Origin of the sequence: Caballeronia sp. SBC1 (genome assembly GCF_011493005.1) — a bacterium.
Lineage (GTDB): Bacteria > Pseudomonadota > Gammaproteobacteria > Burkholderiales > Burkholderiaceae > Caballeronia.
Map to the genome: position 1 here is coordinate 524,966 of NZ_CP049159.1, position 15,693 is coordinate 540,658.

The following is a 15,693-nucleotide window of genomic DNA, read 5'->3' on the forward strand; positions in this document are numbered from 1 at the left end:
TCTAAGCGAAGGCACTGGCTTGGCCCAGGGGTTTGCAAACTCAGTAGCCAGCACACAGCCGTGGGTCAATCTTCAGCAAAGCCCATGCGCGTCATTTCACGGCCGGCCTTGCGAGCACTTTGGCGCATGCCTTTATCGGAGGCTTGCGGCCTGCACCGGCTGCGCCTGAACCGCCGCCACCTTCGCAGGCGAAATGGACGACACCGGCTGCTGCACCAGGCGCTTGCGCTGAATCTCGTAAAACTGCAGGTTGTCCTGCACCGACGCTTTCGGCAGGTCCCGCGCGAGAATCTCGGCCGCTGCTTCCGTATTGCCGAGAAGACCGTAGGCCAGTGCGAGATCCTGACGCGCCTGCGGCGGTGCAGCCGGATATCGCGTGACGTCGAGCAACACGTTCGCGCCTTCGCGGGGATTGCCGCCGAGGATCAGCGACAAGCCGAGATTCGAGCTCAGCACCGGATCGCCCGGATTCGTCTTGAGAGCCGCGCGTAATTCAGCCTGCGCACCCGCGTGATCGCCGCTCAGGTCGAGTGCTGCGCCAAGTCCTGCCGACGCCAGTGGGTCGCCGGGCGTCAGCGTCAGCACTTGCCGATAAGCCGAGATCGCGTCGTCGAAACGGCGCTGGTGGATCGCCACTCGCGCAATGCCGATCAGCGGCGCGGTGTTGGTCGCGTCAAGCTGGCTGGCGCGCTGGTAGTAGACGCCCGCGCGCGTGAAGTCGCCGACAGCGTAGAGCGTGTTGCCAAGCCCTGTCAGACCCGCTACCGAATGCGGATCAGCCTGAACGATCTGGTCGTAGATGGTTTTGGCGACGTCGATATTGCCCGAGTCGAGCGCCGTATCGGCGATGCGCAGTTCACTCATGCTGCTCGGCGAGGAATTGTGCGTGACAGGGCGGGTATCGGTCAGATGTTGCGTGGTGGTCGTTGTGCAGGCGGCGGTCGTGCCCAGGAGGACCACGGCGAGGGCCACAAGGCGAGGGCGCAGACCAGTCGATCCGGCAACCCTATTCCCGGCGCATGAGTGGAGATTTTTTTTCATTGCTTTGACATGACATCCATAAGTTGGATAACCGCAGGTCCGGCCGAAATCACCACTACCGATGGAAGAATAAATAGCATCATCGGCACGACCATCTTCGGGGCGAGCTTGGCGGCCTTCTCCTCCAGCTTGACGACGTGCGCAAGGCGCTCCGTGCGCGAGAGAGTGCGCAGAGCCTGTGTGATCGGCGTGCCGTAGCGCATGGACTGAATGAGCGTGGAGATCAGCGCCCGGATTGAAGGCAGGTCGATACGTTCAGCCAGCGCCTGGAGTGCACGGGTGCTGTCGCCGGAGAGCTTGAGCTCGTCGGCGGTGAGCGAAAACTCGTCGGAAAGCGGCGGGCAGATTGTCTTGAGTTCGTCGGCGACGCGCCGGATGCTTACCCCGAGGCTGTTGCCCGCATTCGTGCAGATTACAAGCAGGTCGAGGGCATCGGGCAAGCAGCCGGACATCTTCTTGCGGCGGCGCGACGCGCGAAATGCGACGATATATTCGGGAAAGACCATGCCGATGATAAACGCCATCATCATCATTACGCCGCGGGCTGCCGGGTATTGGCCGACCATCGGGACGCCGGACCCCAGCATGACGGCAAGCGCGGCGCAGACCAACCCGACAACGAACTTCACGGCAAGCAGCACCGACACCGCAAGACTGCCGCGATAGCCGCTACGCGCCAGTTCTTGTTTCAGCTTGAGCCGGTATTTCGTGTCGAACAGCGGAAGCCGGTCGCCAATCTTGGCAAGCCGCTGCACGAGCCGCGAGCGCCAGCCATCAGCCCCGTCGGCCTCCTCCATTTGAATGCTTGCACCGCGCTGCGTGAGCGCGACCTGTCGCGCGCGATCGGCAATCCGGCCGCGCCGCCCGCCCTGCTTGGTCACCCACAAGAGTGCGAGTCCGGCGACGAGTGCGGACAGCATCAGGAGGTTGATGAGTGTTTCAATACTGTCATGGCTCATCGCGAGGTATCCAGTTTTGACATCTTGGTAATGATGAAAATGCCCACCACGACCGAGATGACTGCGTAGGTAAGCAGTTTTTGACCAGCGGGCGTTCCCAGCAGGACCGGGAGATAGCTGTCGTTCGTCAGGGACATCACCACCATGACGACTACCGGAATCGCCGAGAGGATCTTGGTCGTGATGCGAGCTTCGCCGGTCAGAGCCCGGGTCTTTTGACGAATTTCGCGGCGTGTACGCACGATGGCGGCGAGGTTCTCGAGCGTCTCGCCGAGCTGGCCGCCCGTTTCCCGCTGCAGCATCACGCACACGCAGAAGAATGAAAAGTCCGCAATCTCGATACGCTGCACCGCCGCCGCGAGAACTGTCTCGAGATCCAGTCCGATCTGAAGCGAATCGCCCATCAGCTTGAACTCGCGACGCAGGGGTTCCGGAAGCTCTTCCGTGGCGGCGCTGATCATCTGGGTCACCGGAACGCCAGCCCGCACTCCGCGCACGAGCAGGTCGATCAAGTCGGGAAAGCCATCGAGAAACTGGCGTCGAAAACGCTCCACGAGAAAGCTGTACGCACGCATGCCTGCCAGCACCGGTAGCCCCACCAAAAGCAACGGCGGGACGAAACCGGGCAGCGGCATGAAGCGCGCCATTAGCATGGCAACCAGCTCGCCGCCGATCGCCGCCGCGATCACGATGCGCACTCCTTTCGCGCCGGCGACCGTGCGCAGGCGTGCGAGCTTCGGGCCGGACCAGCGGCTGAACGCGTTGTTTTCCCGTGTGACGTTGAAGAGATCCGCCGTTTGCTCGGCATCCTTCGCGATCGGCTGCTGACGCTGCAACGAGAACCCATCTGCCATGCGCGCGCGGATCCGGGCTTCCGGCTGCTTGCTGCGCAGATCCTGCACGGTCAGGACCATTACACCGAGCACGATGACGCTTGCAAAGGACGCAACGGTGACAAGGTCGACGAAATTCATGACTTCATCGCCTCCAGCAGGGCATCCTCAAGACCGTAATAAGCGGCGCGGGCTGAAAACGCCGGACGCACTGAGGCGCACTCGAACACGCCCTTGACTTCCTCGCTGTACGCGCTGGTGTCGTAGCGGAAGGTGAACAGGTCCTGCGTGATGATGACGTCGCCTTCCATGCCGACAAGTTCGGTGATGCGCGTGATACGGCGCATGCCGTCGCGCATCCGTTCGATCTGCACGATCAGGTTCACGGCGCTCGCAATCTGGCGACGGATCGAAAGCAGCGGAAGATTGCCGTTCGCCATCATGACCATGCTCTCCAGCCGGGTGATGCTGTCGCGAGGCGTATTCGCGTGGATCGTCGTCATCGAGCCGTCGTGGCCGGTGTTCATCGCCTGGAGTACGTCGAAGGCTTCCGGGCCGCGGGTCTCGCCGAGGATAATGCGATCCGGGCGCATCCGCAGCGCGTTTCGCACGAGGTCACGCTGCGCGACGGCGCCGAGTCCCTCTGAGTTCTCGGGTCGCGTTTCGAGGCTGACTACATGGGGCTGCACAAGTTGCAGTTCGGCGGCATCTTCGATCGTGACCGTACGCTCGCCGAGGTCGATGAAGTGCGACAGCGCATTGAGCAGCGTGGTCTTTCCCGAGCCCGTACCCCCTGACACGATGATGTTGAGCCGGCAGGTGCTTGCAAGCTTGAGCACATTCGCCATGGCCTGCGACAGGTTGCCCTGCTGCGCCATGCGGTGCAGCGTGATGTTGCGCTTGGAGAATTTACGAATCGAGATGACCGCGCCGTGGATCGCGAGCGGCGGCAAGACAACGTTGACCCGGCTGCCGTCGGCGAGGCGCGCGTCTACCATCGGACTGCTTTCGTCCACGCGCCGCCCGACGCTTGCCGCGATCCGCTGAGCCACGCTCACGACGTGCGAGTTGTCGCGGAACTTGTAGGGAGTGAGTTCGAGCCGGCCATGTCGTTCCACATAGACCTGGTCGGGTCCGTTCACGAGCACGTCGGTGACGGTCTCGTCGGCGAGCAAAGGTTCGATCGGGCCAAGGCCGAACATGTCGTTGAGCAGGTCGCCAACTATCTGCGATTGCTCCGAGATGGTGATGTTCAGGCGTTCGCGTTCGGCGATCTCCAGCACGAGTTGCTCGACGCCGGACTTCATCTGCTCGCGCGTGCGGCCGACCACGGCAGACGCGTTCATTGAGGCGAATACGCCGTTGCGAATGGTCTTGAAGAGCTCCGAGCGCACCAGCAGTTCGTTGCCCTCCGCCAAGCTGGCGCGCGACACCGCCGGCGGGACGGCGGGATCAGAGGCCACATCCCGAATGGCGAGCGTGACTGGCGTGGCTTGGCTGGCCGCGAGCGAGCTCTGTTTTTGCCCGAACATCAGCTTCTCCTCAGCCTGAGTTTCTGGAAGAACGTACGTTCAATGTTCGGGTGCTGGCCAGTCAGGTCACCGCCGATGCGCGTGATGGTCTGGTTGAAGCCGTCGGTCGTCTTGTCTTTAGGCGCTTCGCCCAGATTTGCGGCAATGGTTACGGCCTTCGCTTCGTAGGGGATCTCGTACAGCACAGGACGGCCGACCGCCGCCATGAAGTCGGTCGGCTCGACCATGCCGGCAGTTGACGAAGTCACGTTGTTCAGCAAAAGCGACGTGGTCGGGTTGTTGTCGCGGTCTTCGATGAAGCGTAGCCGACGGATGCTCTCGCGGGTCGAATGCACCGAACGGTCGGCGATCAGGTAGACGCGCGACGCGTGATCGAACGCCTCGCCCGCGAGTGACTCCGCTAGGTTGCCGACGTCAAGGACCACGTAGTGAAAGTTTTCACACAGCAGTGCCAGCACGCGTCCGAGTGAATCGTCTTCGAATGGGTGGGGGGTGCCGAAGTCGAGTTCTGCCGACAGCACGAACAGGCGCGAACCCTTGGCGACGAGCGTCCGCTCGACGTACTGCGGGTCAAGGCGATGCACGTTCTGCAATACGTCGGACAGGCCGTTGTTGGTCTGTATGCCAAGCATGCTGTTCGCGGCACCGCCGTACAGGTTCAAATCGACATAGGCGATGCGGCGCTGCGTGTTTTCGGCCAGATGCCGTGCCACGTTGAGTGCGATCGTGGTCACGCCAACGCCGCCGCGCGTCCCCGCGAATGCCACGGTCTTGCCGGCGCGCATGCGCATGACCTGGCTCACTTTTCCCTCGGAGACATTCAGCGTGCGCTTGATCAGCTCCACCGTGAGCGGTTTCACGAGATAGTCGCGTACGCCGATCTGCAGCAGAGTACGAAACAGGCCGACGTCGTTGCGTTCACCGAGTGCCACTACCTGTACCGAAGGCTCGCATACTTCGGCGAGGCGGGCGAGATCGGAGAGCGGCATTGCGGAGTCGTTCAGGTCCACGAGCAGGAACAGTGGCGAGCGGTCGAGCTTGGCCAGCAGGGTGATCGCGTCGTTCACACCGCCAATCGCGATGTGAGTGTGCGGCATCGCTTGTTCAAGGACGTAGCTCTTGAGCACCTGCTCGGTCTTCTTGTCCGCGACGAACGCGATAAAGTCGGCGGCCCGGGCGCCGGCCTTGCTCTTCTGGAGATTTAACTCAGTCGTGCTCATGCGGTGCTCCCGTCACTTGGTATCGTGAGTCGTAACTGTGTTGAACGGAATCAGCTGGCCGCTTTCGTAGCGATGCACCGCGCTGGCCGCGATCGCGGCGTCGGCGGGTCCAGGCGCCCGTGGCGCGACCACGTCCTGCGGATTGGCGATCTGCGCGGCGAGATTCGTATAGGTGGCGCAACCCCATTCCATGCTGGGACGGTGCCAACCCGCGTCGGTCAGTACCGCCGGGCGCGACAGGCTCGCGCAGTCGGGCGGCACGACCGAATGCCCATCGTATTTGAGGATTGACGCGTCGGGCATGTCGCGCGGAGGCTTGAAGCAGCCACTGAGGCCCACGCCAACAGCACAGGCCAGGACGAACGTGAGGAGACGTGCAGATTTCATGGCATTGTGCTCAATAAACGTATCCGGCCGCGCCGACTAGACGTGGTTGTCCTGCCGTCGACGCTGTGTCGCCGGCCTGATGGCTGAAGCTATATTCGACGTCGTTGCTCGGTGAAACGAGTGACTCGAGCGGCGTGCGCAGCTTCGCCGGATCGGTCGGCTCGACAATATACGGTGTCACCATGATGACCAGTTCGGTCTTGTTGTTCTGGTAATTCGTCGACTGGAACAGCTTGCCGAGGATGGGGATCGAGCCCACGCCCGGGACTTGGGAAATCAGGTCGTTCGTCGTGCTTTGCAGCAGGCCCGCAATCGCGAAACTCTGGCCGCTGCCCAGTTCGACTGTCGTGTCCGCGCGGCGCAGACTCAAGCCCGGCACTGTGATGCCCCCGGTCGTGACGCTTACCGAGGTATCGATCTCGCTCACTTCCGGACGCACCTTGAGGCTGATGCGGTTGTCGGCAAGCACGGTCGGCGTGAAGTCGAGTTTTACGCCGAACTGCTTGAATTCAACCGAGATCGCGCCATTGATCTGCGACACGGGAATCGGAAACTCACCGCCAGCGATAAAGCTTGCCGTCTGGCCGGAAAGCGCTACGAGGTTCGGCTCGGCGAGTACGGTAAGGAGTCCCTCCTGGTTCAACGCGTCGACGAGGGCCTGGATACTGGTGCGGCCGGTACTGAACGCGCCGAAGATGGAATACGCATTGTTGGTCGGAAGGTTCACCGGATACACGGTGGAGGTTCCGTTCGTGATCGGCTGGTTCAGGTTGTAGATTGCGCGGCCGCTGTAGATGCCGCCGAAAAAATTGCCGGCCACATTGCCGAGCGACTGCCAGTTAATGCCTAGCTGCTGCGTGACGTTGCGGTCCACTTCCGTGATCCGCACACGCAATTGCACCTGCAACGGCCGGTCGATCGTCATGCGGTTGATCAACACTTCCTTGTCGGCCAGATAGGGCGTGACGGCCTGCACGACAGCGTCTGCATCGGCGGCGTTGGCGGCCTGGCCGGACAGTTGCAATGAGCCCTGGCCGCCGCTGATCTGCACGTTCATGTTGGGAAAGCGTGCGGCGATCGTCCTGCGCAACCCGTCCATGTCGCGGGCGACGGAGACGGTGCGCTGCAGGAGCGTCTTGTTGTTCGCACCCAGCACGTAGAGAGTCGTGGTACCACTCTTTTTACCGAGCACGAATACCGCTCGCGGCGAGGGCACGTGCACGTCGGCCACGGCTGGGTCGGCGACGAACACGGAAGTCGCATCTTCATTGAGTCGCACCAGCACGCCCGCGCCTGCGTTGATTTCGAGCGGACCCGCTGCATATGCCGACGGTACCGGTTGCGACCCATTGGGGTCGCGAACCGGCATGGCTTTCAGAGGCGCCGCGAGTACCGGTGCTACGCACAAGGCGCCAGCGAGCGCCCAGGTGGCGCGGCAAATCGGACCGAACTGCATTTTCATGACGCTTTTCCTGGTGAATGGACGGTGTCCACCGGTCGTTGAGTGCGTTAGTGCGACGCGGGGACGGTCGGCAGCGGAGGCGCGCCGTTTGCTGCGCCACCATTCCCCTGTGCGACGGTCTCGGCTGAATCGCTGCTCTCGGAGCCGCGATAGATCATGACGGTGCGCGGTGCGGCCGGCACGGGCGGGAGGCTCACGGGGCTGACCAGCTGGGCGCGCGATTTGGGCAACTCGCGCAGCGCACGGGAGATGTCCCCGGCCCAGACGGGTGCTGCTTGTGAGGCGTTGGACGCGGAGGCTTCCATGGTCGAATCGGGGTCGCGGCTGGCGGTCGCGAAGCTACGCAGGGCGAGCGACAAGCTGCCGAGGCGGGCGGCTACCGAGACCACCTCTCCCATGCGCGGCGTCACTTCCAGGGTGACCGTGCGAGCGCGGTTGTTGGCATCGGGGGCATCGCTCGTCTTGGGTCGACTGATTTCGGAGCCGACCGCCAGCACACGCACGTGCTGTACAACCGTCTCGGTCGCCACCGCGAGGTCTGGAGATTCGGTGCGGCGATCCATTTGCTGGGTCAGCATCAGGTCGACGTAGTCGCCTGGCTGGATCAGTCCCGCGTTGCCGGACACGTCATCGACAGCCACCGAGACCGCCCGCATCTCGGGCTTCAGGGTCGCGGCAAGGAAGCCTGGCGCATTTGGCAGGATGACGTCGTCGGCGACGAGCACCGTGCCGCTCGCGGCCGGACGACGCAGTAGTGCGCCTTTCAGGTCGACGGCGTTGGGGGCGTCGGCAACAATCGCATTAGGCGGTACTTCGGCCACCGGAACGTTCTTCCAGCCGAGGTCGTCGTCGCGCAGCAAGAGGCCTTGAGGAAGATCAGCGGCGCTTACGCGCACCTTTTGTGTCGTGGCCGCTGGCGCCGACGTGTGGTAAGCGCCAGCAATGACCGTGCGCACGATCAACGCAATCAGGAGTGCGCCCAGGAGAAGCAACGCGAACTTAATAATTTTGGACATAGGGACGCCGTCCTATCGCGTCAGGATCAAAGGCAGCAACGCGGGTAGCACGATCACCGTGCCGCCGCCCGCAGCAAGCGCCACGCCGTAAGGCACGCCGCGTGCGGATGAAAACATGGCGAGCGCTCGCATTGCCGCCAGGCGGTGATGCGGGTCCATGTTTCGAGTGGCAATACTGACCAGGGACACGACCGTCCCGATCACTGAAATCAGGGTTAAGGCGGGCCACGAGAGGTGCAGGCCGGACCACAGGAAAATCATGGCTGCCAGCTTGGCGTCGCCGCCACCCAGCATGTTTGCTGCGAACAGGCCAGCGCAGACCAGGAAGACCACAAGGGCCATGGCGAGATGGGCGAGCACGTCACCGAACGACAGGTGAAGGGCGAGCGCGTCGGCGAAAAAGAGCGCACCAATCGCGAGAACGGGCCCGGTCGGCAGGCGTCGCGAACGAACGTCGATCACCGCCAGCCATAACAGCGTGCAAAGTACGACGAGACGAATGGCGAGGGACAGTAGCTGCATGATGATCGACGTGAGGAGCAGGGTCGGGCGGAAATTCGGACGAAATCCGAATTTCCGGACTCAGGCAATCAGGACGTCGAAGCTGTCGAGACGGCGGTGGTCATGTTGGTGAACAGGGTCGCGATGGTGGTTTTGAACGTAAGGCCGACGGCGCCCAAAGTGACGGCGACAATACCGGCCATCATGGCGTATTCCAAGGCGCTGACGCCGCGTTCGTCGCGGACAAACGCTTTAAAAAATTTGCGCATTTTGGTAACTCCTATACGAGAAAGTAGGTGGAACTACGTAGTAACGACTCGCATATAAAGTCGCAGGTCGTACCCACCATCCCGGGACTGCCATATTTGTCCGTACGAACGGGGTGTGGGTACACCTCTTAACGGCGGATTCACACGGATCTTTAGCGGCATCGAGCGATAGCACGCTGTCTCCAACACCAGCCATTACCTAAAATAAAAACGGTTCATTTCGGATGCCATACTTCTGTTAAAGAGCCTTACCGGTTGTCAGGTTCGCCGTTATGTTATTGGCTACGGCGCCGCGGCCGTAGCAAGGTTGCTTGAGGTTGCGTTGGCGTAGCGCCCGAATCGAGTCCAGCTCGACGAACCCGGCCCGCGCTGGCCCATGTAGCGTGCGCAAGAAAATGCCCCCGATCGGCAGCAGGTCGTGTGTGTAGTCGCGTTTCGCCAGCACACGCTGTCGGCAGGCAAGAGTTGGGGGATGGACGAAAGTGCGTCACGAACACAAGCGAACGCTTGTGGTGCTTTACCGAAGATGGGAATCGGCCTGCTACCGTTAACTCGCGGCCGGCTTGGCGTGGATGAAGCGATCAAGTCGACCGCGACCAAGTTGACAATATCTCCGTTCTGGTCACGTGAGCACTGCCTATTAAAGGCAGGCTCATATCTTCTCGCTCGCTGCGCTTATTGGGTCAACACAACTTCCGTATAGCCGGAGCCGCTGCCCCCGGTTGTCGTACATTGCGCTGCGAAGAAGTTGTTCTTGTACTGGCAGTCTTCGCCGTAGCCCGGGCCGTTCAAGCTCGTTGCCGAGCAATGACTTGACGGCGAGTAGTACTGCTCGCCCGGTCCCACGCCGCCTGCGTCGTCCCACCAGAATACCGCGGCGGGAGCGATAGCTGAAGAGCCCGTCTGATTCGACAGCGCCGAGAGCTGAGAGCAAGTTGGCGCCGCATAGGCCGCTCCGCCGCCCGAAGTGGAAAAGCAGCTGGAAAGTGCGGCTGCTGGTGCGGTACTGGACTTGGACAAACCGCTAATGTAGCTCTGCGTCACCCCGGTTTGCACGTACAGCGAGCAGTTCGGCGTGGCTGATGTCGCGGTTGTCAGATACTGGGTGCTGCAGGTATAGACGGTCGTCGTGTTCTGTCCGGACGTAGATGACGTGGACGTGCAATTGGAATAGCCCGAGCCGGGCGCATTGATGCCCAGGTAAGTCGAGAGATTGTTGTACGACCCTGACGCTATTGGTACGTTGACCGATCCTGCGGTGACATTGGTGATCGAGGAGCTTCGCCCGTTATTGCTCGAAGTCACTGTGACGGTGTACGAGGTGTTGGTATTTTCGCTGGGTGACTGGTTATTAAGAAGGAGTGACGAATAAAATTTCTGGGTGCTCATATACGGCGCGCCATACGAGTTCGCCCCCGTGACCGTCACCCCGCAACCTGAATTCCCGGTGTTCCCGTCGGTCAGGTTCACGAGTGCTACGCCAAGCGGCTGGTTCGCAGAAATGTTGGGCAAGACCTGACCGGATGGAAGTGCTTGATAGCTGCTGCCGATCATGTAGTAATTGTTGTAGAGGTTCCCTGTGGTCGTCCAGGCCGGCACCGACGAATAGTCGTATCCGCCGCCTCCCGATTTCAACGGTACCTCGTACAGGTAAGCGGAATTCCCGTCGCACGCCACCGAATTTACGTTGGTAAACACCAATTGCGGCGTGACGACCGGGTCCCCGGCGGTGCCGGTTGCCGTGATGGTGACCGACGGGATGACCAGCGACATCAACGTTGTGGAGACCTTCGCGGTGGCGCTCACGGTGACGGTGTAGGCCGTTGCATTGCCAAGCGCCGGATTGATTGTGCCATTGCTGTTTGTCGACACGGTTGGCGGGGTTATCGAAAGGTTCGACGGCAGCAGCGTGCGATTAAAGTAATTGGTCGCGACCTGGGTTGCCGTGGCGCTGCGGGTGGGATCGGTGAAGACGGCAGCGCCCGCGATCGCGGCCTGATCGACTGCGCTCTGCAAGCTCGAACGGAATTGAACCATTCGCCCATAATCTACAGCGGCACCCACAATCAGGGCCATCGGAATAAGGAGCATCGCGAACGTCACGGCGATCGCGCCCGTCTCGTCCGCGCAAAGACGCGACAGCACGCGCATGAACGTAGTCTTCATTGACGGCAACATGCGAAACTCCTCAGGAACAGGGTGCGGTGCACGTAATCGGCAGATTGTTGCGGGGCCGCGCAAACGCCGTTTTCACGAGCGTAAAACTCGCAGGGAACAGGTACGAGGTGAGCAAACTGTACTGATAGGTCACCCGTACAATGACCACGCTGTCGCCAGGCGTGCCGGCGGTAGGCACCAGGTTGGTCGGCGTTGTGGCCAGCCCCTGGGCAGTGCTGGTACCCAAGGTTGTCGCCGTGGATGTGCACGCGTGATCGCTCTCCCAATTGACCGTAACGCCACCGCTCGTGTAATTGGTCACGCTCGCCATTGCCGCCGAGAAAGCGCCGGCGCCAGTCGTCGCTCCGGTTGGGAAGGGTGTCATCATCAACGTGCCTGCCTTGCAAAAATTACCCAGCACGCCGCTGGTTCCGCCGGTGACGCCATTACTTTGCTGCGAGATCAGGTCAGCCATGGATGACGCCGCATTGGACAACAGCATGTTGACCCTGACTATCTGTCCGATCTCGTAGATGCCGAACAGGAGGGCCACCATAAGGGGGAAGACAAGCACGAATTCGATCGCGGCAACACCACGCGTGTTCTTTAGAAACCTGCAAAGCCTGGGGATCATCAATAAGGCTCCGTCTGGAAAGCGAGGGTTGACATGACCATGGCCGTACCAGAAGAAAGCGACCCTAGTAATGACTTGTTGTAGCCGACCTGCAGGATGACGTCGTACTTTGGCGACAGCGAAGCTTTGGTCTGGTTCATGACCCCGCTGTTGACCGTCGCGGCACTCAGCGTCGTGAAACCCGCGCCAGCCGGCGTCCCCGAGCTTGCCGCCGCCACATAAATCTGGATGCTCGTGGTGCATGACGGAACAAGGTTATAGCCGCTCACGGTCAGATCCTTACAGACCGCCGCGACCAGACTGGTGGTGTACTTGCTGGACGTGCCGGTGATTGTCCCTATGCGGATCTGCCGGGCGGCATCGCGCGTCGCATTGTCCATGAGCGACTGCGTGACGAACGACATGCCGAACTGGAACGTCCCGATCATGACCCCGATGAAAAGGGGGAAAACTATGGCGTACTCCAGCGCACTTACGCCTCGGTCCTCGGAGCAAAATTCCGCGAACCATTTGACGGCTGCGCGCGCCCGCGATATTTCCGCGCGCGACGCATGACAAAACCTGCTGGCCCATAGGCGTCCGGGACCAAGGTGTTTCTTAAGTGTCGTTGCGCTAACGATCTGCGGCTGCGTTGCCTTCGACCTTGAGCGTGAACACTCGCTAGGCGTGCGGTTTTTCATAAGCCACGAACCCCGAGTCCGGTAAGTTATCTGCGTCAGGCATTTATTTATGGGAAGCGTCGGTCTGCGCGCTTGCCTTCCGAGTTCGCTGGCAGGCGCCCTGCGATCCTTTGGATACCGAAAGGAAAAGGAAAGGTGGTTAGCGCAGGCGCGCTCGAACTTTCCTTCATCCCCTACTTGGGGTAACGGCAGGAATTTTGATTGCTTTAGACCTGCCGGCTACCGGCTTCTGCCCAAGGTGATCAGCTACGCGGTGTGGCGCTGGTCGGTGACGCCTATGTCGATTTTCCCGGGTACCTCCTGTTCAATTCTCCAGACGATTTGCTTCATGGAGCAACACCCTGGTTAACCCCGCCTGCTGGCACCTGGCGCGGCATGTTCAACAGTCTTGGCGACCATGGAGGGTATCCAACAACCCCTGAACGGGTCAGGACCGTCGTGCAGGCGTCAACGAGAGGAGTGCAGTTCAAAGCCAGGTGCCGCCCTGGCGCTCGGTCGGCTCTTGCGCAAGGGCGTCAAAATCGTGAATCCAGTCCAGATGATGCAGCAGGCTGTCACGTGCGCGAAGGCGGGCGTTGCGCGCCTGCGCCTCGGGTCCGTCCGGCAGATGCAACACGTCAGCCGTCGATATGGAGGCGTATTGCACCTTGCGTGTGCGGCCTCGCCGCAACCGCTCGTAGGCCTCCTGCGCCTCGCGCCAGCGACCCGGGCCCGCCTTGGCCAGCTGCGCGGCCAGCACCACGGCATCTTCGATCGACTGATTGGCGCCCTGGCCATGGTGCGGCACGAGCGCATGCGCGGCATCGCCGATGAGCGTCACGCGGCCCTTGCTCCAACGTCCGAGTGGAGGACGATGGAACAGGCCCCAGCGCTGGCTGATCGGCACTGCCGTGACCATCTGCACCACCGCCGGATGCCAGTCCTTGAACAGGCGCAGCTGCTCACCCTCGCTCGCCGGCGTGACCCAGTCGCGCGACGGCCACGGCGAAGGATGGCGCTCGACGAGCAGAAAGTTCTGGTCGCCTTTGTCGCCGATCGGATAGTGAAGCAGATGACCCTGTGGTCCGACCCAGAACTGGATGGCCTCGGGATCGGGCAGCAGATCCATGTGTCCAGCCGGCACCACGCCACGAAAGCCTGAGCAGCCGGAATACAAGGCGTCGTCGTAGCCGAGCATCCAGCGCCGCGTGATCGAACGCGCGCCGTCCGCGCCGATCACCAGATCGGCGTCGATGTGCCGGCCGTTGGCGAAACTCAGACTCACACGATCCGGATGCTGCACGAGATCGGTCAGCCGATGGCTGAGATTGATGCGCTCGAGGCCGACCGCGTTCGACAGCACGGTCTGCAGGTCCGCGCGGTGTACGCCCCAGTAGGACCCCCCAAACTGCTGGCGATAGCTCGGTTCGCCACGATGCTGTCCAATCACTTCGCCGCTGCGCCCGTCCCGATAGATCAGCGCGGGTATTTCAGCGCACACCGCGTCGAAGGCTGCACGCAGTCCCATGCGCTCGTAAAACCGCGTCGCATTCGCCGACAGCGCGACTGCCGCTCCGACCTCGCGCAGCTCGTCGGTCTGTTCGTAGAGCTGAGCGTCGATGCCATGTTCGCGCAGTGCGAGCGCGAGCGTGAGGCCGCCGATGCCAGCGCCGATTATTGCGATCTTCAGATCCAGCTGTTCCATGGGGTGTCTCCAGTATTCAGACTGTGTGTTTGAGTCGGCGCGGCACGCGTGCTGTGTTGAAATCGGGTGCGTTCGCCGTGACTGAATTCTCGGCACTGGTCGTCCATTTCGCAATAAAATGGGGTGAATCTGCATCATCACTGAAATCAATGAACCCGGGATACCCGCGTCATGAATCTGAGTGAAGTCGATCTCAATCTGCTGCTGCTTTTCCAACGGTTGATGCAGGAGCGGCGAGTATCGACCGTGGCCGAGCAGATGAACATGAGTCAGCCCGGCGTCAGCAACGCCCTTGCCAAGCTGCGTAGAAGGCTCGGTGACCCGCTGTTCGTGCGTGGGCCGGGCGGCGTAGTGCCCACGCCGTTCGCGCTGCGCCTGGCAAAGCCGGTTTCTCAGGCGCTCGCGATCCTGCACACCGCGCTCAATCCCGAGACCGGTTTCGACCCGCTGCGTGTCACGCGCACAATAACAATCGGCATGACCGATATCGGCGAGGTCGTCTTTCTGCCCGCGCTTGTCGAACGACTGTCGCGCGAGGCGCCGGGCATCGCGCTCAATACCGTTCGCGACACAAGCGTCAATCTGAGCAACGAGATGGCCGAAGGCCGCGTCGATCTCGCCATCGGCCTGCTGCCGCAGCTCAAGGGCGGCTTCTATCAGCGCCGCCTGTTCGATCAGCGGTATGTCTGCCTGTTCAGGCGCGGCCATGCGCTCGAAGATGCACCGCTCACGCTTGCTGCCTGGCGTGAAGCCGAGCATCTGGTGGTGGTGTCTGCCGGCACCGGACACGGTCAGGTGGACGATTGGCTGAAACGGCGAGGCGTGCAGCGACGAGTGCGTTTGACGGTGCCGCACTTCATGAGCGTCGGCTACATCCTGCAACGTACCGATCTGATTGCCACTGTGCCGGAGCGGCTGGCCTTGCAGCTGGCAGCGCCGTTCTCACTAAGCCTGCGCGCATTGCCCTCGACGTTGCCCGCCGCGCCGATCCATTTGCTCTGGCACGCGCGAGTCCAGCAGGACGAAGGCAATCGCTGGCTGCGCGGGGTGGTGATCGACCTGTTCGCCGACTCGGCGATGCAAACGCGCAGAACGAAGTCCGTGCCAAAAAGCTCGTAGTCCGAAACAAGTCATCGGGTCGAGCGGCCTGATCGAGGCGGTCGATCGATTATATGACTGTATCTGGCGCCATTAACTGCCGGTCACAGGCGTCGTCGGTCGGACACTCCGGGGGCGGCTCCGCCCCGCAAGCGTTTTGACAGCATTGGCAAGTTGCCCTTTGGCGAGGCGACAATCTTCAAGCAGATAGCCGATGGCA

General features: G+C 61.7%; 15 protein-coding genes. 1 reads left to right on the plus strand and 14 read right to left on the minus strand.

Going from position 1 to position 15,693, the window contains the following annotated elements; genetic code table 11:
* Positions 1-132 precede the first annotated feature (132 nt).
* The 14 genes from SBC1_RS37350 to SBC1_RS37415 form a co-directional block, all read right to left on the minus strand.
* Positions 133-1,041 carry a lipopolysaccharide assembly protein LapB gene (locus SBC1_RS37350; protein WP_165106920.1) on the minus strand — a complete coding sequence of 303 codons (909 nt, stop codon included), beginning with the start codon at positions 1,039-1,041 and terminating at the stop codon, positions 133-135.
* Positions 1,038-2,000 carry a type II secretion system F family protein gene (locus SBC1_RS37355; RefSeq protein ID WP_165106925.1) on the minus strand — a complete coding sequence of 321 codons (963 nt, stop codon included), beginning with the start codon at positions 1,998-2,000 and terminating at the stop codon, positions 1,038-1,040. The genes SBC1_RS37350 and SBC1_RS37355 overlap by 4 nt, the downstream gene beginning before the upstream one ends.
* Complete coding sequence (locus tag SBC1_RS37360; RefSeq protein WP_165106929.1) at positions 1,997-2,974, minus strand: type II secretion system F family protein; 978 nt, start codon at positions 2,972-2,974, stop codon at positions 1,997-1,999. The genes SBC1_RS37355 and SBC1_RS37360 overlap by 4 nt, the downstream gene beginning before the upstream one ends.
* Positions 2,971-4,365, minus strand: coding sequence for a CpaF family protein (locus SBC1_RS37365; protein ID WP_165106932.1), 1,395 nt, complete (start codon positions 4,363-4,365; stop codon positions 2,971-2,973). The genes SBC1_RS37360 and SBC1_RS37365 overlap by 4 nt, the downstream gene beginning before the upstream one ends.
* Positions 4,365-5,585 carry a pilus assembly protein CpaE gene (locus tag SBC1_RS37370; RefSeq protein ID WP_165106935.1) on the minus strand — a complete coding sequence of 407 codons (1,221 nt, stop codon included), beginning with the start codon at positions 5,583-5,585 and terminating at the stop codon, positions 4,365-4,367. Before SBC1_RS37370 ends, SBC1_RS37365 begins: the two co-directional genes overlap by 1 nt.
* A 12-nt stretch (positions 5,586-5,597) precedes the next feature.
* Complete coding sequence (locus SBC1_RS37375) at positions 5,598-5,972, minus strand: CpaD family pilus assembly lipoprotein (protein WP_165106938.1); 375 nt, start codon at positions 5,970-5,972, stop codon at positions 5,598-5,600.
* 10 nt (positions 5,973-5,982) lie between these two features.
* Entirely contained in the window at positions 5,983-7,434 is a 1,452-nt protein-coding gene (locus SBC1_RS37380; RefSeq protein WP_206366225.1) for a type II and III secretion system protein family protein, read from the minus strand.
* 47 nt (positions 7,435-7,481) lie between these two features.
* Positions 7,482-8,450 (minus strand): Flp pilus assembly protein CpaB, encoded by a 969-nt coding sequence (gene cpaB / locus SBC1_RS37385; protein ID WP_165106941.1) that lies wholly within the window; start codon positions 8,448-8,450, stop codon positions 7,482-7,484.
* A 12-nt stretch (positions 8,451-8,462) separates the two neighbouring features.
* Positions 8,463-8,972 (minus strand): prepilin peptidase, encoded by a 510-nt coding sequence (locus SBC1_RS37390; RefSeq protein ID WP_165106944.1) that lies wholly within the window; start codon positions 8,970-8,972, stop codon positions 8,463-8,465.
* Between the two features lie 68 nt (positions 8,973-9,040).
* On the minus strand, positions 9,041-9,220 hold the full coding sequence (locus SBC1_RS37395; protein ID WP_165106947.1) for a Flp family type IVb pilin: 180 nt from the start codon (positions 9,218-9,220) through the stop codon (positions 9,041-9,043).
* A gap of 675 nt (positions 9,221-9,895) precedes the next feature.
* Positions 9,896-11,398, minus strand: coding sequence for a TadE/TadG family type IV pilus assembly protein (locus SBC1_RS37400; protein ID WP_165106951.1), 1,503 nt, complete (start codon positions 11,396-11,398; stop codon positions 9,896-9,898).
* 10 nt (positions 11,399-11,408) lie between these two features.
* Positions 11,409-12,011, minus strand: a complete 603-nt coding sequence (locus SBC1_RS37405) for a TadE/TadG family type IV pilus assembly protein (protein WP_165106954.1) — start codon at positions 12,009-12,011, stop codon at positions 11,409-11,411.
* A complete protein-coding gene (locus SBC1_RS40340) occupies positions 12,011-12,439 on the minus strand; it encodes a TadE/TadG family type IV pilus assembly protein (RefSeq protein WP_241202534.1) in 429 nt (142 codons plus the stop codon). Before SBC1_RS40340 ends, SBC1_RS37405 begins: the two co-directional genes overlap by 1 nt.
* A 718-nt stretch (positions 12,440-13,157) precedes the next feature.
* Positions 13,158-14,375 (minus strand): FAD-dependent monooxygenase, encoded by a 1,218-nt coding sequence (locus SBC1_RS37415; RefSeq protein WP_165106958.1) that lies wholly within the window; start codon positions 14,373-14,375, stop codon positions 13,158-13,160.
* Between the two features lie 171 nt (positions 14,376-14,546).
* Here SBC1_RS37415 and SBC1_RS37420 point away from each other — a divergent pair, with 171 nt between their 5' ends.
* On the plus strand, positions 14,547-15,494 hold the full coding sequence (locus tag SBC1_RS37420) for a LysR family transcriptional regulator (protein ID WP_165106961.1): 948 nt from the start codon (positions 14,547-14,549) through the stop codon (positions 15,492-15,494).
* The last annotated feature ends 199 nt before the right edge of the window (positions 15,495-15,693 follow it).

Coding starts and splice junctions, on each gene's coding strand:
- SBC1_RS37395 (WP_165106947.1), bottom strand. CDS start 9,220: ATGCGCAAATTTTTTAAAGCGTTTGTCCGCGACGAACGCGGCGTCAGC.
- SBC1_RS37365 (WP_165106932.1), bottom strand. CDS start 4,365: ATGTTCGGGCAAAAACAGAGCTCGCTCGCGGCCAGCCAAGCCACGCCA.
- SBC1_RS37355 (WP_165106925.1), bottom strand. CDS start 2,000: ATGAGCCATGACAGTATTGAAACACTCATCAACCTCCTGATGCTGTCC.
- SBC1_RS37360 (WP_165106929.1), bottom strand. CDS start 2,974: ATGAATTTCGTCGACCTTGTCACCGTTGCGTCCTTTGCAAGCGTCATC.
- SBC1_RS37400 (WP_165106951.1), bottom strand. CDS start 11,398: ATGTTGCCGTCAATGAAGACTACGTTCATGCGCGTGCTGTCGCGTCTT.
- SBC1_RS37420 (WP_165106961.1), top strand. CDS start 14,547: ATGAATCTGAGTGAAGTCGATCTCAATCTGCTGCTGCTTTTCCAACGG.
- SBC1_RS40340 (WP_241202534.1), bottom strand. CDS start 12,439: ATGATCGGGACGTTCCAGTTCGGCATGTCGTTCGTCACGCAGTCGCTC.
- SBC1_RS37370 (WP_165106935.1), bottom strand. CDS start 5,585: ATGAGCACGACTGAGTTAAATCTCCAGAAGAGCAAGGCCGGCGCCCGG.
- SBC1_RS37390 (WP_165106944.1), bottom strand. CDS start 8,972: ATGCAGCTACTGTCCCTCGCCATTCGTCTCGTCGTACTTTGCACGCTG.
- cpaB (WP_165106941.1), bottom strand. CDS start 8,450: ATGTCCAAAATTATTAAGTTCGCGTTGCTTCTCCTGGGCGCACTCCTG.
- SBC1_RS37415 (WP_165106958.1), bottom strand. CDS start 14,375: ATGGAACAGCTGGATCTGAAGATCGCAATAATCGGCGCTGGCATCGGC.
- SBC1_RS37350 (WP_165106920.1), bottom strand. CDS start 1,041: ATGAAAAAAAATCTCCACTCATGCGCCGGGAATAGGGTTGCCGGATCG.
- SBC1_RS37380 (WP_206366225.1), bottom strand. CDS start 7,434: ATGAAAATGCAGTTCGGTCCGATTTGCCGCGCCACCTGGGCGCTCGCT.
- SBC1_RS37375 (WP_165106938.1), bottom strand. CDS start 5,972: ATGAAATCTGCACGTCTCCTCACGTTCGTCCTGGCCTGTGCTGTTGGC.
- SBC1_RS37405 (WP_165106954.1), bottom strand. CDS start 12,011: ATGATCCCCAGGCTTTGCAGGTTTCTAAAGAACACGCGTGGTGTTGCC.